19 protein-coding genes are annotated in these 25,984 nt (G+C 40.7%); 5 read left to right on the top strand and 14 right to left on the bottom strand.

Features of this window, described 5'->3' with window-relative positions; translation table 11 throughout:
• From F957_RS21830 to F957_RS16155, 4 genes are all read right to left on the bottom strand, one after another.
• Positions 1-906: BapA/Bap/LapF family prefix-like domain-containing protein (locus F957_RS21830; RefSeq protein WP_016660193.1), on the bottom strand; the 906-nt coding region annotated here is incomplete at its 3' end.
• A 455-nt stretch (positions 907-1,361) separates the two neighbouring features.
• The gene (locus F957_RS16145) at positions 1,362-2,861 is read right to left on the bottom strand and encodes a cation:proton antiporter (RefSeq protein WP_016541327.1); all 1,500 of its coding nucleotides are present in this window, start codon (positions 2,859-2,861) and stop codon (positions 1,362-1,364) included.
• 281 nt (positions 2,862-3,142) lie between these two features.
• Complete coding sequence (ypfJ, locus tag F957_RS16150) at positions 3,143-4,036, bottom strand: KPN_02809 family neutral zinc metallopeptidase (RefSeq protein ID WP_016541328.1); 894 nt, start codon at positions 4,034-4,036, stop codon at positions 3,143-3,145.
• Positions 4,037-4,073: 37 nt separating this feature from the next.
• Positions 4,074-5,000, bottom strand: coding sequence for a DUF808 domain-containing protein (locus F957_RS16155; RefSeq protein WP_016541329.1), 927 nt, complete (start codon positions 4,998-5,000; stop codon positions 4,074-4,076).
• Between the two features lie 164 nt (positions 5,001-5,164).
• Here F957_RS16155 and trpS point away from each other — a divergent pair, with 164 nt between their 5' ends.
• The 3 genes from trpS (at position 5,165) to F957_RS16170 (ending at position 8,983) form a co-directional block, all read left to right on the top strand.
• Positions 5,165-6,178, top strand: coding sequence for a tryptophan--tRNA ligase (trpS, locus tag F957_RS16160; protein ID WP_016541330.1), 1,014 nt, complete (start codon positions 5,165-5,167; stop codon positions 6,176-6,178).
• Between the two features lie 417 nt (positions 6,179-6,595).
• Positions 6,596-7,240 (top strand): YqiJ family protein, encoded by a 645-nt coding sequence (locus tag F957_RS16165; protein ID WP_016541331.1) that lies wholly within the window; start codon positions 6,596-6,598, stop codon positions 7,238-7,240.
• A gap of 30 nt (positions 7,241-7,270) precedes the next feature.
• On the top strand, positions 7,271-8,983 hold the full coding sequence (locus F957_RS16170) for a flotillin family protein (RefSeq protein ID WP_016541332.1): 1,713 nt from the start codon (positions 7,271-7,273) through the stop codon (positions 8,981-8,983).
• A 170-nt stretch (positions 8,984-9,153) separates the two neighbouring features.
• Here F957_RS16170 and F957_RS16175 read toward each other — a convergent pair whose 3' ends face one another.
• The 10 genes from F957_RS16175 to sdhC form a co-directional block, all read right to left on the bottom strand.
• Complete coding sequence (locus F957_RS16175) at positions 9,154-9,843, bottom strand: alpha/beta fold hydrolase (protein ID WP_016541333.1); 690 nt, start codon at positions 9,841-9,843, stop codon at positions 9,154-9,156.
• Between the two features lie 174 nt (positions 9,844-10,017).
• Complete coding sequence (gene sucD, locus F957_RS16180) at positions 10,018-10,908, bottom strand: succinate--CoA ligase subunit alpha (protein ID WP_003655479.1); 891 nt, start codon at positions 10,906-10,908, stop codon at positions 10,018-10,020.
• 12 nt (positions 10,909-10,920) lie between these two features.
• Positions 10,921-12,087, bottom strand: coding sequence for an ADP-forming succinate--CoA ligase subunit beta (gene sucC, locus F957_RS16185; RefSeq protein WP_003655470.1), 1,167 nt, complete (start codon positions 12,085-12,087; stop codon positions 10,921-10,923).
• 137 nt (positions 12,088-12,224) lie between these two features.
• Positions 12,225-13,658 carry a dihydrolipoyl dehydrogenase gene (lpdA, locus tag F957_RS16190; RefSeq protein WP_004803172.1) on the bottom strand — a complete coding sequence of 478 codons (1,434 nt, stop codon included), beginning with the start codon at positions 13,656-13,658 and terminating at the stop codon, positions 12,225-12,227.
• 59 nt (positions 13,659-13,717) lie between these two features.
• On the bottom strand, positions 13,718-14,914 hold the full coding sequence (odhB, locus tag F957_RS16195) for a 2-oxoglutarate dehydrogenase complex dihydrolipoyllysine-residue succinyltransferase (RefSeq protein WP_004803170.1): 1,197 nt from the start codon (positions 14,912-14,914) through the stop codon (positions 13,718-13,720).
• Positions 14,914-17,754: a 2-oxoglutarate dehydrogenase E1 component gene (locus F957_RS16200; protein WP_016541334.1), complete on the bottom strand. Its 2,841-nt coding sequence runs from the start codon at positions 17,752-17,754 to the stop codon at positions 14,914-14,916. Before F957_RS16200 ends, odhB begins: the two co-directional genes overlap by 1 nt.
• A gap of 748 nt (positions 17,755-18,502) precedes the next feature.
• The gene (locus tag F957_RS16205) at positions 18,503-19,213 is read right to left on the bottom strand and encodes a succinate dehydrogenase iron-sulfur subunit (RefSeq protein ID WP_004664446.1); all 711 of its coding nucleotides are present in this window, start codon (positions 19,211-19,213) and stop codon (positions 18,503-18,505) included.
• 14 nt (positions 19,214-19,227) lie between these two features.
• Positions 19,228-21,123, bottom strand: coding sequence for an FAD-dependent oxidoreductase (locus F957_RS16210; RefSeq protein WP_016541336.1), 1,896 nt, complete (start codon positions 21,121-21,123; stop codon positions 19,228-19,230).
• A gap of 12 nt (positions 21,124-21,135) precedes the next feature.
• Positions 21,136-21,501 carry a succinate dehydrogenase, hydrophobic membrane anchor protein gene (sdhD, locus tag F957_RS16215; protein WP_004652198.1) on the bottom strand — a complete coding sequence of 122 codons (366 nt, stop codon included), beginning with the start codon at positions 21,499-21,501 and terminating at the stop codon, positions 21,136-21,138.
• Positions 21,501-21,902 (bottom strand): succinate dehydrogenase, cytochrome b556 subunit, encoded by a 402-nt coding sequence (gene sdhC / locus F957_RS16220; RefSeq protein WP_045544733.1) that lies wholly within the window; start codon positions 21,900-21,902, stop codon positions 21,501-21,503. Before sdhC ends, sdhD begins: the two co-directional genes overlap by 1 nt.
• Before the next feature lie 901 nt (positions 21,903-22,803).
• On the opposite strand from sdhC, the gene gltA reads away from it, so the two are divergent.
• Both gltA and F957_RS16230 read left to right on the top strand, forming a co-directional pair.
• The gene (gltA, locus tag F957_RS16225; protein WP_004652200.1) at positions 22,804-24,078 is read left to right on the top strand and encodes a citrate synthase; all 1,275 of its coding nucleotides are present in this window, start codon (positions 22,804-22,806) and stop codon (positions 24,076-24,078) included.
• A 116-nt stretch (positions 24,079-24,194) separates the two neighbouring features.
• Positions 24,195-25,958: a DKNYY domain-containing protein gene (locus F957_RS16230; protein WP_016660191.1), complete on the top strand. Its 1,764-nt coding sequence runs from the start codon at positions 24,195-24,197 to the stop codon at positions 25,956-25,958.
• The last annotated feature ends 26 nt before the right edge of the window (positions 25,959-25,984 follow it).

Genomic DNA, 25,984 nt, shown 5'->3' with positions numbered 1-25,984 from the left:
ATAAACTTGAGTGTCCGTTACATTGCTGCTGTTACCTGCTGCATCTGTAAACGTCACTTTTGCATCGATGGTCTTATCGCCATCTGCCAATAAACCACTGCCCGGTACACTTACACTCCACGTACCATTTGCTGAATTTACTGTTGCGGTATAAGTCACCCCATTCACAACAACAGTTACGACAGTAGTCGCTGCATCTGCTGGTACACCTGTTAATGTGCCTGTTAAGGTTACGTTCCCCGCCGATTCTGCCGCATTAATAACGTTATCCGCAGTCACTGGATCAATATTAAATTTTACGGCATCGGTACTTGGTGGTGTGGTATCACGGTTATTATTATTTCCCCCACCATCATTATCACCAATCGCTGCTGCAATACCACCAATCGCAAGTACAGGTAAAGCCCATAGCCACGGACTGAAACCACTAGATGCTTCACCCGCATAAAGTAATGGCTCTACTGCCTGAATAGGTTGTAATGTTGCTGCTTCAACAGGTGCCGCCGCCGCCTCAGGCACAACTGCTGGAGTTTCTTCTAGAAAAACAGCCCCTTCATGATCATCATCATCTGAGTCCGCATCAGCATCGGCGTCAGCATCGGCATCTGCGTCTGCATCAGTTTCAGCATCTTTAAAATGCGCCCAAACTAATTGATTATCTTCACCTTGAAGAACCAGACTATTATCTGCTACTTCACTATTATTGAAGAAATTATGAATAACGATTGTTTCGCCATTCTTTAATACTACTACCGCATTTACACCATCTCTCTTAACAACTGAAATATCATTTGCAGAGACCTTAATTAATACAACTGAAGGTTCAGAAGGTAATGTGGCTGTTTTTCCCGTCGTATTTACAAGGGTTTGATGACTTTCCTTGGAAATAATTTGTATCTGAGACATGGTTATATTCCTCATTATAAATTTTTAATATTTAATCAGTTCTTAATGCATTATTAACTTAAGTTTAAATTATTGTTTCTAAGTGATAGAGTTCACAGCACCACTTTAAATCAAACCAAATAAATGTTAAATAGCTCACAAAATAAAAAAGTAAAATAACATTGAAACACTTCTTAACAAATAAACAAGATATTGATTAAAAAGAAAATAAAACATTAATTTTTTTAAAATTAAAATTAAAATTACACTTTTAAACAAATAGAACCCCAATTACCATTAAATTCCCAAAAGGTACTTAAATAAAATTTAAAAGACTATTAAAATATAATATCAAAATAGATTTAGCATAAAAAAATATTTAAAAATTCTTAAAAGACATTTAAAAATCTTTTAGATATAAAATAAAAAAAGCCTTTCAAAAAAGGCTTTTTTTAACAAACAAAAAAAACATAGTATTAAAAGTTATCAGGATTCTCTAAACGCTTAACCTCTTCACGTTTATTCGGATGATGCATGGTTGCAACACCATCATCAGTTTTTTGATCCAATAAAATCTCTGGATTAAAGATAGTAATTGTTTCACGCCCCTGACTATCTTCACCTACAATATATTTAAAACCACGACGATTCATCTTATTACACAGCCGCTGATAGAAGCCTTTCAAACCTTGTGTCTCTTCACTCGGGTTGTAGTAGAAAGCATTCATTACAGCTGGTAAACCAAGACCACAAACCACACCTGATAGCAATACACTAATAAAGGTATAACCTATCAGGATGCTACTGTATTGACTCAATTCAGGAATATTCGCTACAGCAAGGATCAGTGCCAATGAAATGCCCCCACGCACTCCGCCCCAAGAGAGTATTGCTAAGCTACCGTTATAGCTTTTATTTCGGAATGATGGAAATAAGGCAAAAGCGGCAAAGTTCGCCGCAAAGCGAGATAAATGTAGAATAATAAAGGCAATGATGCCACCAATAATCAGATTCGCACTCAAATCAAGGATAAACAGCTCTAAACCGATCAAAGTGAATAGGAAGGAGTTAATAATCCCCTCAACCGTATGCCAAAAATGATTGACCTCGCGAATTTCTCGCTGCTCACGAATTTCCTGCCATTTATTTCCGACGATCAGTCCACCAATCACACAAGCAATCGGTGCAGAGGCATGTGCAAATAAAGCCACTAGATATGAACCACTGGCAAGTAAGGCCGTGGTTAAAATCAGAGATTCCATCTCATGTTTACCACGAAGTAAACGTAAGATCGCAAAACCAAATGCAAAACCGATAATTACTGCAACGAATATCTCATATAATAAGGTTTCAACTGTTGCCAATAATGAAAAATGCTCTCCTTGTAAAACTTTTAACAGCGTCATAAATAAGGCAATACACATTGCATCATTAAATAATGACTCACCTTCCAGTTTCACAATCAAATGATGCGGTGCCCGAATAGAACTGAGTACTCCTTTAACCCCAATTGGATCAGTTGCACCAAGTGCCGCACCTAATAAGAGTAAAACACCGATTGGTACTGGGTAGCCAACCAGCCATTGAAATAAGTACAGTAAACCTGCATAAAATCCAGCACATAACACCAAAGCAATTGTGGCCAAAATGCTAATCGGCTTCCAGTAACTTCTCAAATCTGAAATTTTAAACTTCAATGCAGATGAAGTTAAAATAAAACAAATCACACCATTGATTAGAAAATCATAAAAATCAATATTTCTTACAGCAGCTTCAATATTATGAATATTAATGGTAATAAATTGATTGCCATTTAATAAACTCGCACCCCACTGTAAAATAAAGACAAAAATAGCCGAGACAATTGGAACACCAATGGCCTGAGGAAAACCTAATATTCGTTTATTAAAAATGGTCGTTGCAATGGATAAAGCAAAAACAACCGTCAATGCTTGCAAAAGAAAAAAGTTACCCATAAGACCTCTTTATTTATTCAATTTTAATAACATAGACCTGCTTTAAATTTTAAAATTTTAATAAATGATAAAATTTAAAATACTGTACGATTGAATAAAGAATGATGGCCTATGCTGTAATTCATTCATCTGATTATTTAATTCTTATTAACAAATGGTTTAAGCACAACAATAAACCAATCATCCTCAATTCAGCATAGACGCTATTATTTTACGTTAATTCTTCTTCTGATTCGTATATCTTCCGTATAAAAATCAAGGAGCAACGCTCCTTTTTTATCCTACTTAAAGGTATTACACTGATTCACATCACCCGATTTCAACCCAATTTGGAACCATTGCATCCGTTGTTCACTGGTACCATGGGTAAAACTATCTGGCACAACTTGTCCAGTCGCACGGCGCTGGAGATAATCATCCCCAATTTTCTCAGCTGCATCCATCGCTTCTTCGATATCACCTTGCTCTAAAAATTGAGTTCGTTTCTGATTCTGATGTGCCCAAATGCCTGCGAAACAATCTGCCTGCAGTTCCAAACGTACAGAAAGTTGGTTGCCTTGTGTTTGACTGGCTTGGGCACGTGCCTGCTGTACCTGCCCTGAAATACCTAATAGGTTTTGGATATGATGCCCTACTTCATGTGCAATCACATAAGCTTGGGCAAAATCACCCGCTTGATCCTGACGAGAGAGTTCAGTTTGATTCTGCTCACCAGAAATACCCATTTGCTGACGCATTTCTTTAAAAAATGAGGTATCGATATAAACTTTCTGATCAGCCGGACAATAAAAAGGTCCCATCGCAGCCTGTGCAGTACCACAACCTGATCGAACCACCCCACTAAATAATACAAGTCGTGGTGGTTTGTAGCTCATCCCCAATTGTTGAAAAATCGGCGTCCACGTATCTTCGGTATCTGCCAACACTGTCCCAACAAAATCACTGGCCTCTTTTTGATCAGGTGTTAAGCTTTGTGGTGTACTGTCTTGCTGTGAAGACTGAGCATTGGTAACCGCTTGGGTTGCTTGATAGGCCTGTTGAGGGTCAACCCCAAAAAATTTCCAAGCCACAAAAGCGACCACTAGCCCAATAATACTAATTCCACCTGCTTTCGCACCGCCACCACCGCGACGGTCTTCAACATTGGTACTGACTCGACGACCTTTCCAACGCATAACTACCTCACATAATTCTGATGATGACGACTTAGCTTTAAGCGGATGCTTTTTTTGGCCAGAATTTCTGAATCAAACTGACAACCATCAACACAACCACACCTGCAAGCAACCCCACCCCTAAATTAATTAAGGTTGGCGTTAAAGCACCAATAATTGAACCTACACTCGGAATCAGCTCTAAATGATCAACCGTTTCTTCAGTAAAGTGATGCAATAAAGGAATGGTATGCGTAATGATCCCCCCGCCAACTAAAAACATTGCAATCGTGCCTACAATTGAAAGTGTTTTCATTAAAATTGGCGCAAAAGCAAGTAAACCACGACCGATTGTATTTTTTAATTCAGAAGCTTGTTGTGTAAGATATAAACCTAAATCGTCAATTTTTACGATCATTGCAACTAAGCCATACACCCCGACAGTCATAACGATTGCAATAATACTTAATACTGTCACTTTATTCATAAATGCAGCTGTTGCAACGGTACCTAACGAAATCACCACAATTTCAGCAGAAAGAATAAAGTCTGTTCGAATTGCTCCCTTTACTTTTTGCTTTTCAAACTGAGCCAAGTCGACCTCGACTTGTTGTAAGTTCTCACTGGCTTCCTCTGCTGTTTTGGCTTTTTTATGGAACAGCATATGCACGACCTTCTCTACCCCTTCATAACACAGAAACAGGCCTCCGATCATAAGCAATGGATTAATCAACCAAGGGGCGACAACACTAATCAATAGGGCCAATGGAACGAGAATTAATTTATTAACAAATGAACCCTTTGCAACACTCCAGACCACAGGTAATTCTCGATCTGAACGCACACCGCTGACTTGTTGGGCGTTAAGTGCTAAGTCATCACCTAAAACCCCTGCGGTTTTTTTGGCTGCCATTTTACTCATGACTGCAACATCGTCTAAAATCGTTGCAATATCATCCAGTAGTAGTAATAAACCACTCGCCATTTTTATGTCCTGATTTGTATTTATATACCCATTGTAGAATCACGCAGTGAAAGTACAATATGATTTTAAGAAAAAGTTAAAATTATCGCTGACGAAAAAAATTTATTTCTCGTACAATAATATCAATCTTATATCTATGAAATTACTGAATCTTGGAACATATCATGAGTAATGTTGATCAACGTCCCATCATTTTGACAGGCGACCGTCCTACAGGACAACTCCACCTTGGCCATTTTGTCGGTTCATTACGTTCTCGTGTAGGTCTACAAGACAGTCACCATCAACATCTGCTCTTAGCTGATGCACAAGCGATGACAGACAATGCAGATAACCCAGATAAAGTACGCAACAATATTCTTCAAGTGGCACTCGACTATCTTGCTGTTGGCATTGATCCGACTAAAACCACGATCTGCGTACAGTCATGTTTACCTGCGCTCAACGAATTGACCATGCTTTATCTCAACTACGTAACTGTTGCACGTTTAGAGCGTAATCCAACGATTAAGTCTGAAATCCAAATGCGTGGTTTTGAACGTGATATTCCAGCGGGTTTCTTGTGCTATCCAATCGCCCAAGCAGCTGATATCACTGCATTTAAAGCAACGGTTGTCCCAGTGGGCGAAGATCAGATTCCAATGATTGAGCAAACCAACGAGGTTGTGCGTCGTGTGAATCGTCAAATTGGTCATGACCTACTACCAGAATGTAAAGCCCTGTTATCAAATATGGCACGTTTACCTGGTTTTGATGGTAAAGCGAAGATGTCAAAATCCTTAGGTAATACCATTGTGCTCAATGCCACTGATAAAGACATCAAAAAAGCCGTAAATGCGATGTATACCGATCCAAACCATTTACGTATTGAAGATCCAGGTCAGGTTGAAGGCAATATTGTCTTTACCTATCTTGATGCTTTTGATCCAAATAAAGAAGAAGTAGAAGAGTTAAAAGCACATTACCGTCGTGGTGGTTTAGGTGATGGGACGGTAAAAAAACGTTTGGAAGGTGTGCTAAAAGAGTTAATTAGTCCAATTCGTGAACGTCGTGCCGAATTAGAAAAAGATCCGGATTACATCATGGATATTTTAAAACACGGTACAGAAAAATGCCGTGATATCACTCAACAAACACTGGATGAAGTAAAAGCGGGATTAGGTTTATTTAGATTTTAATTTACGTTACTTTTCCCATAAAAAAGCCCACACTTGGGCTTTTTTTTATTTAACTATCTGATTAACTTTAATTATAAAACTTTATTAAAAAAATAAAAAACTAACAATTTTCGTCACTTCTTAACATCAATTAACAGTATTTAACATGAATACCGATGAACTTAGTCAGGTTTTTTAATAATATGGCCTCGTAGGTTAGTTAACACTAATCTCATGACATTTCTCCTTTCAACCGAAACTGTTTTAAACAGATTCGTTGTTCAACGCACTGATCACCCCAATCATTGCGTTTTTTTTTGCCTGCAATAATGTGGTCGATATAGGTTGAAATTCAGACGTATACGCTTTACTCTTATAACTGTTTTATTTTTATAAAAAATTTATTAATTAACGCTAAAAGAAATAAGAGTAATCGCGATGATCTGGGATCTTTTAATACATCCGTCTAATTTGGTTTTTAGCATTGCTTTAATGCTGTGCCTATTTATCGGTATCCTTGAACTCATTCTTTTATTATTCGGTGGTAGTTCAAGTTTTCTAGAACAGTTTTTACCTGACAGCCTCAGTGAGGTTGATCATGCAAATGTCTCTTTAGAATCATCAGAAAATATTTTCACCCAATTATTAGAATGGCTCTATCTCGGTAAAGTCCCTTTACTCATTTGGCTGATTATCTTTTTAACTGTGTATGCACTGACGGGCTTGATCATCCAAGACCTTTTTTTCCAGTTTACTGAACACTATCTATCAGCATGGATCATTGCACCTGCCTGCTTATTTTTATCAATGCCACTCGTACGCTATAGTGCTGCATTAATTGCCAAAATAATCCCCAAAGATGAAACAACTGCAATTCAAGCAGATGATCTGATTGGTAGAACTGCACACATCATTTTAGGGGATGCTAAACCCAACTCCCCTGCACAAGCCAAAGTTAAAGACCAATTTGGCCAAACGCATTACGTCTTGGTTGAACCCGAGCTGGATCTAGTTTTCCATCAAGGGCAAGACGTGATTTTAACGCAAAGAACCAAAATTGGATTCCAAGCGATTGCTGCTTAATTTTTATATTTATTACATGAGGGTATTTACATGTTGAATTCAGCATTGACTGAAATTTTAATTATTACTGGTGTTATTTTTGCAGCACTGATTTTTATTGGCATTATCATTGCCCGTCTCTATACCCGTTCAAGTAAAGAAGTCTCCTTTGTCCGCACAGGTTTTGGTGGCGAGAAAGTGATTCTAAACGGTGGCGCCATTGTTCTCCCTGTTTTACATGAAATTATTCCTGTAAATATGAATACCTTACGTTTAGAGGTAAAACGTGCCGCAGACCAAGCACTGATTACTCGAGACCGTATGCGTGTTGATGTGATGGCCGAGTTCTATGTTCGTGTCAAACCGATTGCTGAATCAATTGCAACCGCAGCCCAAACCTTGGGGCGTAAAACCATGTCCCCACCAGAACTTAAAGATCTGGTTGAAGGTAAATTTGTCGATTCACTCCGTGCCGTGGCTGCGGAAATGGCGATGGAAGAACTGCACGAAAAGCGTGTCGACTTCGTTCAGAAAGTTCAACAAGTGGTCTCAGAAGATTTATCCAAGAATGGTTTAGAGCTTGAAACAGTATCCTTAACAGGTCTAGACCAAACTAGTTTTAAATTCTTTAACCCACAAAATGCCTTCGATGCGGAAGGTTTAACTAAACTGACTGAAACCATTGAAGACCGTCGTAAAAAGCGTAATGACATTGAACAAGATGCGGACCTTGCCATTCGTGCCAAGAACTTGGAAGCAGAGCGTGCACGCCTAGAAATTTCACGTGAAGAAGAATATGCAAAGTTGCAACAAGAGCGTGAAATCTCGATTCGTAAAGCTGAACAAACCGCAGAAATCGCCTCACAAGAAGCAGGTAAAAAACGTGAGGCTGAAGAAGCTCAAATTGCTGCTGAGCGTGAAGTGGAGCTAAAACGAATTGCTTCTGCTCGTGATGTAGAAAATGAAAATATCCAAAAAGCTCAGCTCATTCAAAAAGCACAGGTCGAACAGAAGAAAACTATTGAATTGGCTGAGCAAGATCGCGCCATTGCGATTGCTGAAAAATCTCGTGCTGAATCAGAAGCCAAAGCGCAAGCTGACAAGGCCCGTGCCGAAGCGGTAAAAGCAGAGGAAGAAGTTGTGACTGTACGTGAAACTCAACGCGCTGAGCGTCAAAAAGCGGTCGAGCTGGTTGCAGCTAAACAAACGGCAGAGAAAGAAGCGATTGCGATTACCGTAGCTGCTGATGCAGGTAAGAAAGCCGCTGCCGATGAAGCAGAAGCAGTACGTATTGCAGCAGAAGCAGATGCTGAAAAGATTCGCTTAAAAGCGAAAGGTGAAGCAGACGCAAAAATCCTACTTGCTCAAGCATTGGAAAAACAATATCAGGTTGATGCGGAAGGTGCTCGTGCAGTCAATGAGGCAGCCAATACCTTGTCTGCTGAACAGGTAGAGATGCAAGTTCGCTTGGCACTGCTCAAACATTTACCAGAGATCATTCGTGAAAGCGTCAAGCCAATGGAAAATATTGATGACATCAAAATTTTACAAGTCAATGGCTTAAATGGCTTTGCAGGTGGTTCTGCTGTTTCAAGTGAAAATACTGAACATGGCTCAACGGCTTCATTATCAGATCAGGTGGTAAATAGTGCCCTACGTTACCGTTCACAAGCACCATTGATTGATAGCTTGATGAATGAATTAGGTCTACAAGGTGGAGACATCAATGGTTTGACGCAAGGGTTAAAACCAAAAGCGGAATAAATGTATATACGCCATTTATAGCACTCTTTTGTCAATGGAGACCGAAATGCCGAATGTTCGGTCTTCAATTTTTATCTTACGCTCTTCATTCTTTTCACTAGTATGCATGCCAATCCATAACCTCATCTTTTACAAATATTAGTACTTTAGACAAGATGAACCACTGTATTTCACTGAACTTCAGCCAAGAATAGTTTGATAATCGAGGCAGCATGACTCGGCACAGCTTGAAGTAAACAGTGAGGTGCATCAATCGGTACAATACGAACGGTTGAAAGTTCCTTCTGTATAAAATATGCAGCCGTAGGTGGAACGACTCGGTCTTTGGTTGCTTGTAAATACAAAACTGGCACTGCAATGAATTTTAACTTTGACAAAACATTAACTGCGTGAACTGCATTCAGTCGTGCTTCAAACGCTGCAGAGGACACCTGCCCCACTGCCAAAGCTAGAGCTGAACGAAGTTCTCTAGTCGAATAGCGACCGAGCAGTAGGTAATCTAGCACCGCAATCGGCGCTAACCTAGGTGGGAGGATTTTAAGCAGAGAGCGAAATACCGAAAAAGTTGGACGAGGGTTGATCGCAAAGGTGCAGCATAAAATCACACCAATCAGACCTTTCGGCTGTGCCGCAGCAATAGAGATCGCGATAGGTCCAGAGAATGATTCACCAAGGATCACGAAAGGCTCATCAACTGGAAGGCTCTTTACAACAAGCTCTTCCAAAGTCTCATAACCGAATGCTTCTGTAGATGGATATCGAATAACTTTGACGTTAAAAGTATCACCAACTTCTGCGATCAGTGGCTGAAACAACGTGCCAGTGCCATCCATTCCAGGAAGAAGTACTAGAGCAACCATACAATACTAGCTACAGCTATACGGAAGATAACCATATAACTTTCCAAAAATTATTCCAAGGCTTCTCATCGATTTTATGTAATAACCAAAATTTGGGGATTAAAGCAATAATAACCCAATAAAAAAACCCCAATGTCTCCATTGGGGTTTTTTTAAAGATTAAAATCTAACGTATTACGCTAAACCTTTCTCTTTTAAAACTTGCAACATAGTAGAACCAAGCTCAGCTGGGCTACGTGTGTAAGCCATTCCCGCACGTTCAAATGCAGCAAATTTCTCTTCAGCAGTACCTTGACCACCAGAAATGATCGCACCAGCGTGACCCATACGCTTACCTTTAGGTGCAGTTACACCAGCGATGTAACCGACTACAGGCTTAGTCACGTTTGATTTGATGAATTCAGCAGCTTCTTCTTCCGCTGTACCACCGATCTCACCGATCATGATGATTGCATCAGTATCTGGATCGTCTTGGAACAATTGAAGTGCTTCGATTTGGTTCATACCTGGGATTGGGTCACCACCAATACCGATACAAGTAGACTGACCTAAACCAAGCTTAGTTGTTTGAGCAACAGCTTCATAAGTCAATGTACCTGAACGTGAGATGATACCAATACGACCTGGTTGGTGGATGTGACCAGGCATAATACCAATCTTACATTCACCTGGAGTGATCACGCCTGGGCAGTTAGGACCAACTAAACGAGTACCGTTACCGTTAGTTTCTAAGTAGCGTTTCGCTTTAAGCATGTCGATCGTTGGAACACCTTCAGTGATCACAACGATTAGGCCAACACCTGAATCAACCGCTTCAACGATTGAGTCTAAAACGAATGGAGCCGGTACATAGATTACAGATGCATCTGCATTTGTTTCACGTACCGCTTCTTTCATTGTGTTGAATACTGGTAGGTCAAGGTGAGTTGTACCACCTTTACCTGGAGTAACACCACCAACAACTTTTGTACCGTAGTCTAAAGCTTGTGCAGAGTGGAAAGTACCGTTTTTACCAGTAAAACCTTGTACCAATACTTTAGTGTCTTTATTAATTAATACGCTCATGATTGATACTCCTTACGCTTTAACTGCAGCTACAACTTTTTCTGCGGCATCAGATAAACCGTTCGCAGAAATTAATTTCAAACCTGATTCATCAAGTAATTTAGCACCTAACTCAGCGTTGTTACCTTCTAAACGAACAACAACTGGTACAGTTACATTTACTTCTTGAACCGCTGCAATAATTGCTTCAGCAATCATGTCACAACGTACGATACCACCAAAGATGTTGATTAAAACACCTTGTACAGACGTATCAGCAAGGATGATTTTGAACGCTTCGATTACGCGCTCTTTCGTTGCACCGCCACCAACGTCAAGGAAGTTTGCAGGCTGACCACCATAAAGTTTGATGATGTCCATGGTTGCCATTGCAAGACCAGCACCGTTCACCATACAACCAATGTTACCTTCTAAAGCAACATAGTTAAGGTCAAATTCAGATGCTTTCAATTCACGCTCATTCTCTTGAGACTTGTCACGTAAAGCAGCAACTTTAGGTAAACGGTAAAGCGCGTTAGAGTCGATACCTACTTTCGCATCTACACATAAAATATCGCCATTTTCACGAACTGAAAGTGGGTTAATTTCGAATAATGCAAAGTCATTTTCAACAAATGCTTGGTAAGCAGCAGCCATAATTTTTACAAATTGGCTGATTTGCTTGTCTTTCAAACCTAAAGCAAACGCAACTTCACGTGCTTGGAAAGGTTGTAAGCCAACTAAAGGATCAACTTCAACTTTGATAATTTTTTCAGGCGTTTCTTCTGCAACTTTCTCGATTTCTACACCACCTTCGGTAGAAGCCATGAAAGTAATACGACGGCTAGAACGGTCTACAACCGCGCCTAAGTAAAGCTCACGCTCAACAGGATAAACGTCTTCAGCAACGATAATGCTGTTAACTGGTTGACCATTTGCATCTGTTTGATACGTTACAAGACGAGTACCAATGATGTTGTTAGCAAATTCAATTACATCTTCTTTAGATTTTGCAACTTTAACGCCGCCAGCCTTACCACGGCCACCAGCATGAACTTGCGCTTTCATTACTGCGAATTTACCACCAAGCTGTTCAAATGCAGCGACTGCTTCATCTGCATTTGTTGCCAAGATACCTTCTTGTACTGGCATGCCATATTCTTTCAATAATGCTTTAGCTTGATACTCATGTAAGTTCATTTAGTTACCTACTATGTTGTTTGTAGTGATGCAGCCTAGATCTTCTTAAAACCAGACTGCTACATATTGAATCAATGATTATCTAAACTAGACAATCATCATCATTCAAAAAAGTGTGGCGAACCACACTTTATGTTTTATTTACGCTTACGTTGAATGGCGTGGATTGCACGACCGTCAACTGAAAGCGCTGCTTCATGTACAACTTCTGAGAATGTTGGGTGACCAAAAGTCATCAACTGTAAGTCTTCAACAGAAGAAACAAACTCAAGCGCGATCATACCTTGGTGTACGATATCAGATGCATTAGGACCCACAACGTGCATACCTAAAAGACGATCTGTTTTCGCATCAGCAACGAATTTCACAAAACCAGCAGTATCACCAGCAGCTAACGCACGACCATTCACCGCAAACGGGAATTGACCAGCTTTAACTTCGTGACCTTTTTCAGCAGCTTGTTCTTCAGTTAAACCAACCCAAGCAGCTTCTGGGTGTGTATAGATAACGCTAATAATCGTGTCATAGTTCACTTGAGCAGCATGACCGTGAATACGTTCAACCGCCATTACGCCCTCCTCCATTGCTTTATGTGCAAGCATTGGACCGCGTACCAAGTCACCAATCGCGTAAACACCTTCTACAGATGTTTGACATTGATCATTTACATCAACCAAACCACGCTCAGTCAATTTAATGCCTGAATCTTCAGCCAATAAACCTTCTGCATATGCTTTACGGCCTACACAAACGATAAGCTTGTCAAAAACTTGTTCTTTGTCTTCGCCAGCTTGGTTGTATTTAACCGTTACTTCTTGACCATTGGTTTCAGCGCCAGAAACTTTCGCACCAATGCGGATATCCAAACCTTGTTTTTTCAAGATTTTTTGATATTCCTTAGCCAATGCTTTGTCAGCCATTGGTAAGAATGCATCTAATGCTTCAAACACAACAACTTCTGAACCAAGACGACGCCATACTGAACCAAGCTCTAGACCGATAACACCTGCACCGATCACACCAAGACGCTTAGGAACTTCTGAGAATTTCAATGCGCCAGTTGAGTCAACAATTAAGTCTTCATCAACAGGTGCGACTGGGATATTTACAGGTACAGAACCCGTCGCAAGAATCACGTACTTCGGTTCTAAAACTTGTACTTCACCTTCAAACGGTGTGAATTCTACTTTTTTACCTGCAAGTAATTTACCCGTACCTTGTAACCACTCGATACCATTACCTTTTAGTAACTGAGCAACACCACCCGTCAATTGATCTACAACTTTGTCTTTACGTGCCAACAAAGTGTCTAAATCAAATTTAACTTCACCTGTGGTGATACCGTGTTCAGCAAGTTCATGAACTGTTGCTTCGTAACGGTGAGAAGAGTCAAGCAATGCTTTAGAAGGGATACAACCAACGTTTAAACAGGTACCACCTAAAGATGGCTTACCATTGTGAATACGTTTTTCGATACAAGCGACTTTGAAACCAAGTTGAGCTGCACGAATCGCCGCTTCATAACCACCAGGTCCACCGCCAATGACAACAAGATCAAACTGTTGAGACATTTTTATCTCCAAAATCCCATATAAAGGATCACTTTATATGGGAGGCAATATTTGTAGTATTAAAGATCAAGAATGAGTTTAGCTGGTTCTTCTAACAATTCTTTGATTGTTACCAAGAAACCTACAGCTTCTTTACCATCGATTAAACGGTGGTCATAAGAAAGCGCTAAGTACATCATTGGCAAGATTTCAACTTGACCATTTACCGCCATAGGACGTTCTTGGATTTTATGCATACCCAAGATCGCTGTTTGCGGCGTATTCAAAATTGGCGTAGATAATAATGAACCGAAAGTACCACCATTGGTAATCGTGAACGTACCGCCAGTCATGTCTTCGATACCTAATTTACCGTCACGTGCTTTGAAAGCGTAATCACGGATACCGTTTTCCACTTCTGCATAGTTCATACGGTCAGTATCACGAAGGACTGGTACAACTAAGCCACGCTCACTCGATACAGCGACACCGATGTCATAGAAACCGTGATAAACAATATCATCACCATCAATAGAACCGTTCACTGCTGGATAGCGTTTTAATGCTTCAGTTGCTGCTTTAACAAAGAAAGACATAAAGCCTAAACGCGCACCATGACGTTTTTCGAAAGCATCTTTATATTGCTTACGCATTTCCATGATTGGCTTCATGTTAACTTCGTTGAACGTTGTTAACATTGCAGTTTGTTGTGTAGCCGCCAATAAACGCTCAGCAACACGCTTACGTAAACGTGTCATCGGAACACGTTTCTCGATACGCTCGCCAACAGCAACGCTTAATGGTTGAACTGATGCAGCAGGTTTAGCTTGATGGCTAGCAACATCTTCTTTAGTGATGCGACCGCCACGGCCTGTACCTTGAACGTCAGCAGCATTGATACCAGTTTCAGACAATGCTTTACGAACTGCTGGCGCTTGGTTTTGATCAACTGCTTGAGTTGATGCAGCAGCCGCAGGAGCAGATGCAGCAGGCGCCGCTTCTGCTGGTGCAGCAGCTTCAGGAGCAGCGGCAGCAACAGCACCAGCTTCGAATTGAGCAATCACTTCGTCAGAAAGAACTGTATCGCCTTCACCTTTGATGATTGCAACTAAGCTACCATCAGCTGGAGCAACCACTTCTAAAACAACTTTATCGGTTTCAATGTCACAGATCACTTCATCACGTGATACAGGTTCACCTACTTTCTTGTGCCAAGTTGCGATCGTACCGTCAGCAACTGACTCTGGAAATACCGGTGCTTTAATTTCGGTTGCCATTATTTAGAATCTCCTGATTGTTCAACTTCAATCGCAAGTGCGTCATTGATAAGCTGAGCTTGTTGTTTTGCATGCAAGTATGGCGAGCCACAAGCAGGTGCGGCAGATGCTTCACGACCAGCATAGCTAATACGGATTTGTTTACCAGATTTAAGAACGTCTTCATACAAACGAGGAACGATGAATAACCAAGCGCCTTGGTTCTTCGGCTCTTCTTGTGCCCAAACAAGTTCTTGAATGTTTGGATACTCAGCCATAACTTCAGCTAAGCGTTGTTCTGGGTATGGATACAATTGTTCGATACGCACGATTGCAACATGGTTTAGACCAAGTTCACGACGTTTTTCGAGCAAATCGTAATAAACCTTACCGCCACAAAGCACTAAGCGAGTTACGTCAGCTTTGTTGATTTGATCAATTTCATCAATCACAGTTTGGAATGAACCGTTTGCTAATTCATCTAAAGTTGAAGTCGCAAGTTTATGGCGCAATAACGATTTTGGTGACATTACGATCATTGGTTTACGAATCGGGCGAACTGCCTGACGACGTAATGCATGGAAAATCTGTGCAGGCGTCGTTGGTGTCATCACTTGCATGTTATCTTCAGCACATAGCTGTAAGAAACGCTCTAAACGTGCAGATGAATGCTCTGGACCTTGACCTTCATAACCGTGTGGTAACAACATGGTTAGACCACACACACGCTCCCACTTGGTTTCACCCGAAGCGATAAACTGGTCAATTACCACTTGTGCACAGTTAGCGAAGTCACCAAATTGAGCTTCCCAAACGATCAAGCTTTTTGGCAATGTCGTTGAATAGCCGTATTCAAATGCAAGCACGGCTTCTTCTGACAATAAAGAGTCATAGACCGCAGTGCGTGGCTGATTTTCTTTAATATGGCAGAGTGGGATATAAACAGAACCATCGACTTGGTTATGTAATTTGGCATGACGGTGCGAGAATGTACCACGCCCCACGTCTTCACCCGTAATACGAACCAAGAAACCGTCATCAAGCAAAGTCGCATACGCTAAGGTTTCTGCAGCACCCCAGTTGAGTGGCATTTCACCGGTTTGCATTTTCACGCGATCATCAATGACTTTTTGAACTTGGCGCTGCAATACAAAACCTTCTGGTAATGTATTCATGGTTAAACCAAGTTCTTTCAAACGATCGATGCTGAATGTTGTATCCCAAAGATCGGTGTATTCATGGCCCAAGTAAGGCGCCCAATCAACAAACATTTTTTTGTTTGGTTCACGAACAAGCGCATTGGCAACATGATTACCTGCTTCTAAATCAGAACGATACCCTTCAACCATTGCATCTGCGCTTGCGCGATCAAGGATTTTTTCTTGAACCAATTGATCAGCATACAAGGTACGCGTAGTCGCTTTCTTGTTGATCACTTGATACATCAATGGCTGAGTTGCAGATGGTTCATCCGCCTCATTATGACCACGACGACGGTAGCAGAACAAGTCTAAAATGACATCTTTACGGAAAGTATGACGGAAATCATGTGCAAGCTGAGTTACGAAAATCACAGCTTCTGGATCATCACCATTGACATGGAAAATTGGTGATTGGATCATTTTTGCAACGTCAGTACAGTATTCTGTAGAACGTGTATCACGTGGATCAGAGGTCGTGAAACCCACTTGGTTGTTGATCACGATATGGACTGTACCGCCCACTGTATAACCACGTGTTTGTGACATTTGGAAGGTTTCTTGGTTTACACCTTGACCCGCAAATGCAGCATCACCATGTACGATCACAGGAAGTACGTCATCACCGCCAATGTCTTTACGACGAACTTGACGTGCACGAACCGAACCTTCAACCACAGGTCCAACGATTTCTAAGTGTGATGGGTTAAACGCTAATGCCAAGTGAACTTCGCCACCTGGTGTCATTACGTTTGAAGAGAAACCTTGGTGATACTTAACGTCACCAGAACCTTTCTTATGTAGGCTCTTACCTTCAAACTCACCAAATAGGTCAGCTGGGTTTTTACCCATAATATTAACAAGAAGGTTGAGACGACCACGGTGTGGCATACCAATCACAACTTCTTTACAACCAACACTACCTGCACGCTGGATGATTTCGTTCATCATTGGGATAAAAGACTCACCGCCTTCTACACCAAAACGTTTCGCACCAACGAATTTATTACCAAGATACTTTTCTAAGCCTTCTGCAGCGGTTAAACGCTCAAGGAAGCCTTTCTTCTGATCACTGGTATAGTTAAATTTACCGCGAACACTTTCCAAACGTTGTTGAATCCAACGCTTTTCTTTGGTGTCAACGATATGCATGTATTCCACGCCAACTGAACTACAGTAAGTCGCTTCCATGGCCTCAACCATTTCAGACAATGTTGCTTCTGCTTTGCCAATTGCGAGGTTGCCAGTATTAAATACAGTATCAAGATCTGACTTGGTTAAACCGTGAGCAGATAAATCGAGGTCAGGAACGTCTTCGCGTTTCGCAAGACCTAATGGATCGAGTTTAGCTTTTTGATGACCACGGTTACGGTAAGCAGCGATGAGTTGTAATACACCAATTTGACGACGCTCATGTTCTGTACTTACAGTGCTTTGTACGACAGGCTGAACTCGGCTTGCATTACGTCCCAAAAGGAGGAATTGCTCGCGCACACTGCCGTGTGGTTGATCACCTTTAGGGTATTTATCGAAATATTCACGCCAATCCTCTGACACTGAGGTTGGAGAAGTTAGGTACTGTTCGTATAGCTCTTCAATATACGCTGCACTATCAGCGGAAAGTTCAGTGTCAAGACGCGATGCGTCAGCAACTTCTTGCATTTTTGGACCCATTTCCTATTGCAAAAAATAATACAGGCTGCCTTTTAAGCATACCCATGATTCATAGTGTCAAACTGGTAAACACGACACTACTACTCAAGATCATCCAACCTTGAGACATTATTACTACACATCAGGAGTATTCCCTTTGATGTAACAAATGAGCTACGCACCTTCAATTCAAGGTCCATAACTCATTCTTCATACTCGATGAAATCGAGCAATTTTTTGCAAATCATTTTAGAAAAATTAACTCGAATTTTAACTTTTCTAAATTGACTTTTTTGATGAAACCTGTACAAATCAGCAAGACACTATCGAACGATAACATCAAGAATCTGTTTATTTTTTGATTTCATTTGTGGCAGAAATCCTAACATGTTCTCAGGCTTGGATTGATTTTTTTGACACATACCATCCATAAAGCAGCGAAATACACATATCAAATTATATTCTAATATACCGCCCTTTTGATAAAAGTTGCACTCCAATTGGTCAAAAATAAACATTCTCTACAAATCTTGCACAAACACTATTCAATCTGATGAAAAATAAACCAATATTTTAAATATATCGATTCTCATGATTTGTCTTAACAGCAAAATCTATAAATATTTAAGGCCGAATTACTGAAATTCAAGTCTAAAATATTTAAGTAAACACTTTTTAACCAAGCTCACCCTTTAATCAAATCCCAATAAAAAAAGAAGCCCCTTTCGGAGCTCCTTTTTCGCATTAGAAAAACAGATTAACCTGCTTGATCTAACAACATATTACGAATGTGACCAATTGCCTTTGTCGGGTTCAAACCTTTAGGACATACAGACACACAGTTCATGATCCCTTTACAACGGAACAAAGAGAATGGGTCGTCTAAACGAGCCAAACGCTCTTGTGTTGCCGTATCACGAGAGTCAATGATAAAGCGATATGCATTTAACAATGCTGATGGCCCAAGGAACTTATCAGGGTTCCACCAGAATGATGGGCATGATGTTGAACAACATGCACAAAGAATACATTCATATAGACCATCTAAGTGTTCACGCTCTGCTTGAGACTGTAAACGCTCTTTTGCTGGTGCTGGCTGATTGTTAATCAAGAACGGTTGGATCTTGTCATATTGATCATAGAACTGGTTCATGTCTACAACCAAATCTTTTACCACTGGTAAACCAGGTAAAGGACGAATCACAATCTTCTCTGGTAAATCGTTCAAGTTCCACAAGCACGCTAAACCATTTTTACCATTGATGTTCACACCATCCGAACCACAAATACCTTCACGGCAAGAACGGCGGAATGTTAATGATTCATCTTGCACTTTCAACGCAAGTAACGCATCAAGCAACATACGGTGCTTATCGGTTAACTCAAGTTTGAAAGTTTGCATGTACGGCGCTTTATCCTTATCAGGATCATAGCGGTAGATTTCGAATGTACGAGTGCCTCTACTCATCTTTGTTCTCCCGATTAGAATGTACGTGGCTTAGGTTCAATTGCTTCAACCGTTAATGGGCTGAAACGTACCGGCTTATATTCAAGACGATTGTCTGATGAATACCATAAAGTATGCTTCATCCACTCATCATCACGACGACCGTAAGAGTAAGTTGGGTGATCAGGTGCTAACTCATAGTCAACAACTGTATGCGCACCACGACATTCTTTACGTGCAGCAGCAGAAATCAGAGTCGCCTTCGCAACTTCATATAAGTTTTCAACTTCTAATGCTTCAACACGCGCAGTGTTAAATACTTTAGATTTGTCTTTTAAATGAATGTTACGAACACGCGGTTCAATCGCAAGAATTTCTTTTACGCCTTTATCAAGCAAAGCTTGAGTACGGAATACGCCCGCGTGATCTTGTACGATGTCACGAATTGCATCAGCAACTTCTTGTGCGTTTTCACCCGTCGTTGAATCATCTAACTTACGAATACGATCTAATGTATTTACTAACACATCAGTCGGAAGCGGTTGATAATCATCGCCATGATGTTTGGTCACGTAATCAATGATGTGCTCACCCGCGGCTTTACCGAAGACCACAAGGTCAAGCAAAGAGTTGGTACCTAAACGGTTTGCACCATGTACAGATACGCAAGAACACTCACCGATCGCATAGAACCCTTTCACTGGTTTTACATAATCACGAGTACCAACATAATGATACTCTTTAGTGTCTTTGTTGTAGCTTGCAGAGAACTCACCTTCTTCTACGCCATGCGGTACAACCACTTGGCCATGAATATTGGTCGGAATACCACCCATTTGATAATGGATTGTTGGCACCACTGGAATTGGCTCTTTGGTACAGTCAACGTTTGCAAACTTCTTACCAATCTCAAATACAGATGGAAGACGTTTCATAATGGTTTCAGCACCTAAGTGAGTCATATCCAATAAGATATAATCCGCTTTAGGACCACAACCACGACCTTCTTTAATTTCTTGGTCCATAGAACGTGATACGAAGTCACGTGGCGCCAAGTCTTTTAACGTTGGTGCATAACGTTCCATGAATGGTTCGCCGTCTTTGTTACGAAGGATACCACCTTCGCCACGACAACCTTCAGTCAACAATACGCCTGCGCCCGCAACACCCGTTGGGTGGAATTGCCAGAATTCCATATCTTGCAATGGAATACCTGCACGAGCAGCCATACCAAGACCGTCACCAGTATTGATATAAGCATTGGTTGATGCACGGTACACACGACCCGCACCGCCTGTAGCAAATAATGTTGCTTTGGCTTGGAATACTGCGATGTTACCGGTTTCTTGGTCAATCGCCGTTACACCAAGTACATCACCTTCTTCGTTACGGATTAAATCTAATGCAATCCATTCAACGTAGAATTGTGTACCCATTTTAACATTGCTTTGATACAAGGTATGCAATAACGCATGGCCTGTACGGTCAGCAGCAGCACACGCACGTGGAACTGCTTTTTCGCCGTAGTTTGCAGAGTGACCACCGAATGGACGCTGATAGATCGTACCATCTTCGTTACGGTCAAACGGCATACCCAAGTGTTCAAGCTCGTAAACAACTTTCGGCGCTTCACGCGTCATGAACTCGATTGCGTCCTGATCGCCTAACCAGTCAGAACCTTTCACCGTGTCATAGAAGTGGTAGTGCCAGTTATCTTCCTGCATGTTACCTAACGACGCACCAATACCACCTTGTGCGGCAACTGTATGCGAACGAGTTGGGAAAACTTTGGTCAATACCGCAACTTTTAAACCCGCTTGAGCAAGTTGGTAAGCAGCACGCATACCAGAACCACCACCACCAACGATAACAGCATCGAAAGTGAGGTTTTGAATATTTGAATAATCTTCTTTAGGGTTAATTGCGCCCATGATCTCTTCCTATCAATTTGCCCAGAAAATCTGGATACCCCAGATTGCGTACACGAACACTGAAATAATGACAGCAGAAGTGAGTACAAGGCGTAAACCTGAAGCTGAAGGGCCCATTTGACGAGTCGTTACATAATCAGTAAAGACTTGCCACATACCAATCCAAGCGTGTGCAACGAGCGATAACACTGCTAATAAAGAAAAAATCTTCATTGGCAACGTCAGCATAAAGCCAGCCCACTGTTCATAACCGAATCCGCTATTGCAAAGGATCCAGCCAAACAAAACTACAGTGTATGCAGCTAACACTACAGCACTGACACGTTGGATATACCAGTCACGAGAACCTGAACCTGTTAAACCTGTAGCACTTTTCATCAGAACATAATCCATACGAATGCTGCGACAATACCAACCGCAGACAAGATCAATGAAACTGTAGCAGCGATACGACCGCTTTGAAGTTCTTCAGCAAAACCGAGGTCAGCAAGTAAATGCTTCACACCTGCGATAAAGTGGAAAATCAAGCCAGCTACAAATACCCATACGACGAAACGTACAATGATATTTCCGAAAACGACATTTTTAACGTAGTCAAATCCTTCTGGAGAAGATAAAGACTTATCCAAAATCCATAAAAGAACTGCAACTAATACGAAAACGATTACACCTGATAGACGGTGTAGAATTGAGGCAATAGCCACGGGTGAGCGTAAATTTACCGCTAATACCTGACCCATGGACAAATTGACAGGTCTGTTGCTTTTCACAGCGGGCATCCTGTAGGTAGAAACTCCATCTGGAGTTTGTTTGACTTAATTCAAAGGAAAGCTGGCATTGTTAGGCAAGCACAGCACATGCCTAACCTATATAACGACACCGAATTATAAAACGTGAAATATCAAAATACAAACAATCAACTTTCGCTTTAGTCGAAAAAAACTTTAAATAAGAATCATTCACACGCATAATAACAGCGACAAATACATCAAGTTTTCCTAAAAACAACTATCTGATTGTTTTGTAATGATAAAAATAAAATACTATTTTTTATAGATACTTTTTAATTTTATAAATTCTTTTCTTCATATTTCACAAAAAGCCCCCCTTTTCAGCATGAAAGCAGCACAATTTTTCAAGCTTTATATATAGTCTAAAATAATACTGCTCATTTATATATTAAATATAATTAATTAATAATCTATGTTTATGCTTGCTTTTGCCAAATTCAATCAGTCATTTTTTAAACAATTAATCGCACCAAAATGCACCAACAACTTCTCGCTCTTGAACGCTTTTGATTGGTTTTTGAATGAACAGTTCACTGTAAAGCACGGCAAATATAGGGCTTGCAGATGGGGTAAGTATTTATTTTATAAGCCGCAACATCTAAGCCCAATAAAAATTTACTTACAATTGGACTGATGCTTCATTTTTTTTATGCACCTAAAACTTGATTTGACATATTATACTCGACCGGTGCTGTGATTTTACTCAGTTTTTTCTTCGATACTGAATGACTAATTGACTGTAGCAACGTCATTTTTTATCCCTAAGTATAATTGACAAAATTTTAGTAACCACTAATCTTATAGCAAATTTTGACACCGTCTGATTCGCACATGACAAGATTAGTATTTCGAGTCAGATAATCATTCACCAGGACAGGAGATCTATTGAATGTCTGCAGCAACTGGCAAAAAAGCCGTATTACAGCTTGATGGCAAAGAAATTGAATTACCAATTTACAGCGGCACATTAGGCCCAGATGTAATTGACGTTAAAGATGTATTGGCATCAGGTCACTTTACTTTCGACCCTGGTTTTATGGCGACAGCGGCTTGCGAATCTAAGATCACATTCATTGATGGTGACAAAGGTGTGTTATTACACCGCGGCTATCCAATTGATCAATTAGCGACTCAAGCAGACTACTTAGAAACTTGCTACTTATTACTCAATGGCGAGCTTCCAAATGCTGAACAGAAAGCAGAATTTGATGCGAAAGTACGTAACCATACGATGGTTCACGACCAAGTAAGCCGCTTCTTCAATGGTTTCCGTCGTGATGCTCACCCTATGGCAATCATGGTTGGTGTTGTTGGTGCATTATCTGCGTTCTATCACAATGGCTTAGACATCGAAGATGTTAACCACCGTGAAATTACTGCAATTCGTTTAATCGCGAAAATCCCTACACTTGCAGCGTGGAGCTACAAGTACACTGTAGGTCAACCATTCATTTACCCACGTAATGACCTTGGTTATGCAGAAAACTTCTTACACATGATGTTTGCTACGCCTGCTGACCGTGATTACAAAGTAAATCCTGTTCTTGCTCGTGCAATGGATCGTATCTTCACGCTTCATGCTGACCACGAACAAAATGCATCTACGTCTACAGTTCGTCTTGCAGGTTCGACTGGTGCGAATCCATATGCATGTATCTCTGCGGGTATCTCTGCACTTTGGGGACCTGCGCACGGCGGTGCAAACGAAGCTGTACTTAAAATGTTAGATGAAATTGGTAGCGTAGAAAACGTTGCTGAATTCATGGAAAAAGTAAAACGCAAAGAAGTTAAACTCATGGGCTTCGGTCACCGTGTTTATAAAAACTTCGACCCACGTGCGAAAGTCATGAAAGAGACTTGTGACGAAGTTCTTGCTGCATTAGGCATCAACGATCCACAATTGCAACTTGCAATGGAACTTGAGCGTATTGCGCTGAACGACCCGTACTTCGTTGAACGTAAACTTTACCCGAACGTAGACTTCTACTCAGGTATCATCTTAAAAGCGATTGGTATCCCTACAGGTATGTTTACGGTGATCTTCGCGCTTGCACGTACAGTTGGTTGGATCAGCCACTGGTTAGAAATGCACAGCGGTCCTTACAAGATCGGTCGTCCACGTCAGCTTTATACAGGCTCGACTCAACGCGACATCAAACGTTAATTTCGATTAGCGTTAATAAAAAAGGATGCTTCTGCATCCTTTTTTTGTTTTATCGGTTATGCTCTTAAAATAAAACTTAAACAACATTTATTTTACAGAACTAATTTACCGAGTCGATGATCAAAAAAACCACTGTTTTGATACAAGTTACGCTGCCCGTCTTTCAAATAAAAATGGCGTCTTTCACGTTGTTTTTATTGATGATCATACTAACTTGGGCGATTTTCATTTACTTTATTTATGATTTAAGCCTGTATTATTTTTATCAATTCCTGCCTTTTTTCGCCCAGCTTTTCAATATCGCCTTGATGTTCGGTTTATTGCTTATCATTGTTTACCTATATAACCAGCTTTATCAGAGGTACTTTAGACGCGCCATCACCTTTAAGTTATACCAGCAAGGCATGGCACTAGAGAGTGCAAAGCAATCTACTTTTTTCACTTGGCAAGATTTGATTCAGATCCAACTTCAGCAGCAGCAAGCTCAAATCCATAGTTTTAATCTCCTGAGTAAAAGCAAGCCCTATCGACAGTATTTTTATTTTAATTCATGGATGTGGCCTGCCACATTAACCCAGCAACATTGTGAGTTTTTACCATTCTGGAAAAAACTGGAAGCACTGGCAAAACAGCAACAGTTGCAACGAATCAGCAATAGAAGTACCCACAAGAAAACCCATATTGACATCATTAGCATAATTGCAAATCAACAGGCACTAGACGCTTTTCAAAGAAAACAGAGATGGACTGCTATCGCATTCATTCTTGGTATTTTAGTGAGTTTCAGCCTTTGTATTGCCTATCTACTCTGGAATAAATTTAACGATGGCAGTGTCAAACTCCCCCATCAACAAACCCAGTCAATCTCTGGCACAAATTTCGAAATATTTCAGAATCAAGTCTATATTTTTAAACAAGGCCAAGGTACTTTTTTACTCCCTCAAGTCAAGGCCGATCAATTTACTGGTTTAGCCTTAGATAACCTTCCTGATCGTGCACCTGAGCTGTATAGCAATGTTGGTAAAACAGCCCAACAAGTTTACTGGCAAGAGCATATCTTGTCTGGACTAAACCCAGCTCAAACCCGTTATTTAGGCAATGACTTTAGCAAAGATCATCAACAGGTTTACTTTCGCAATATACGTTTAACCAACGTGAATGCCACTCATTTTTCGGCAATCTTACATCCAAGATTCAATACACTTGGCTATTTTTATGCCAAAGATGATCAACAGGTCTATTACAAAACAAAAGCATTAACAGATTTAGATCCGCAACAGAGCCAAGCATTTCCAAATAGCAGCCAATATATTCACGATCAGCAGCTGGTTTATTATCAAGATAAAAGGCTGGACCAGTTAAATGCGCAACAGACGCAGATTTTCAGTGGCAGTAATCGTTTTAGTCGAGATCTGAATTTAGCAACCGATGGCCATGCTTATTATCTCAATCAACAACCACTCCCTCATATTGCTGAACATAAATTCTGGGGAACTACACCTGTTGACGTGACTCGGTTACAACTGCTTGGCAGTCAAAGCAATGAACCCTACCCCGGAAATTTCAGCTATCTTTTTGCAGATCAGCAACAGATTTATGTCTATGACGAGTTTTATCAACAACTCAAAGTGCTGTACCGTTTTCAGCAGCCTGTGCGATTAATAGTTTTAGCTGATCGACGTCTAAGTGATGGGCAACATAGTTACCTGATTACAGAAAAACTCTACCGCACCAGAGGACGCTCTTCTGGCAGCACCACCCATGGCTTTAAAATCAGCCTGATTCGTGAACAAGATCAACAGATCATGGCACAATATTTTGCTCGCAACCCTAACGCTCTAAAACTATCCAACCTACTTCATGACAGGGAGATCAACTAATCTCAGAATTAACAAGATAATAGGGA

Origin of the sequence: Acinetobacter gyllenbergii CIP 110306 = MTCC 11365 (assembly GCF_000413855.1) — a bacterium.
GTDB lineage: Bacteria > Pseudomonadota > Gammaproteobacteria > Pseudomonadales > Moraxellaceae > Acinetobacter > Acinetobacter gyllenbergii.
Note: the sequence above shows the minus strand (reverse complement) of the source record. Positions and strands in the feature narration are given on the sequence as shown.

Bases quoted from the DNA above. Each gene is read 5' to 3' on its own strand.
- sdhD (WP_004652198.1), bottom strand. From the start codon at position 21,501: ATGAAAAGTGCTACAGGTTTAACAGGTTCAGGTTCTCGTGACTGGTAT.
- sucD (WP_003655479.1), bottom strand. From the start codon at position 10,908: ATGAGCGTATTAATTAATAAAGACACTAAAGTATTGGTACAAGGTTTT.
- F957_RS16230 (WP_016660191.1), top strand. From the start codon at position 24,195: ATGATCAAAAAAACCACTGTTTTGATACAAGTTACGCTGCCCGTCTTT.
- ypfJ (WP_016541328.1), bottom strand. From the start codon at position 4,036: ATGCGTTGGAAAGGTCGTCGAGTCAGTACCAATGTTGAAGACCGTCGC.
- F957_RS16155 (WP_016541329.1), bottom strand. From the start codon at position 5,000: ATGGCGAGTGGTTTATTACTACTACTGGATGATATTGCAACGATTTTA.
- gltA (WP_004652200.1), top strand. From the start codon at position 22,804: ATGTCTGCAGCAACTGGCAAAAAAGCCGTATTACAGCTTGATGGCAAA.
- lpdA (WP_004803172.1), bottom strand. From the start codon at position 13,658: ATGTCTCAACAGTTTGATCTTGTTGTCATTGGCGGTGGACCTGGTGGT.
- trpS (WP_016541330.1), top strand. From the start codon at position 5,165: ATGAGTAATGTTGATCAACGTCCCATCATTTTGACAGGCGACCGTCCT.
- F957_RS16145 (WP_016541327.1), bottom strand. From the start codon at position 2,861: ATGGGTAACTTTTTTCTTTTGCAAGCATTGACGGTTGTTTTTGCTTTA.
- F957_RS16165 (WP_016541331.1), top strand. From the start codon at position 6,596: ATGATCTGGGATCTTTTAATACATCCGTCTAATTTGGTTTTTAGCATT.
- sucC (WP_003655470.1), bottom strand. From the start codon at position 12,087: ATGAACTTACATGAGTATCAAGCTAAAGCATTATTGAAAGAATATGGC.
- odhB (WP_004803170.1), bottom strand. From the start codon at position 14,914: ATGGCAACCGAAATTAAAGCACCGGTATTTCCAGAGTCAGTTGCTGAC.
- F957_RS16200 (WP_016541334.1), bottom strand. From the start codon at position 17,754: ATGCAAGAAGTTGCTGACGCATCGCGTCTTGACACTGAACTTTCCGCT.
- F957_RS16175 (WP_016541333.1), bottom strand. From the start codon at position 9,843: ATGGTTGCTCTAGTACTTCTTCCTGGAATGGATGGCACTGGCACGTTG.
- F957_RS16205 (WP_004664446.1), bottom strand. From the start codon at position 19,213: ATGAGTAGAGGCACTCGTACATTCGAAATCTACCGCTATGATCCTGAT.
- F957_RS16170 (WP_016541332.1), top strand. From the start codon at position 7,271: ATGTTGAATTCAGCATTGACTGAAATTTTAATTATTACTGGTGTTATT.
- sdhC (WP_045544733.1), bottom strand. From the start codon at position 21,902: ATGCCCGCTGTGAAAAGCAACAGACCTGTCAATTTGTCCATGGGTCAG.
- F957_RS16210 (WP_016541336.1), bottom strand. From the start codon at position 21,123: ATGGGCGCAATTAACCCTAAAGAAGATTATTCAAATATTCAAAACCTC.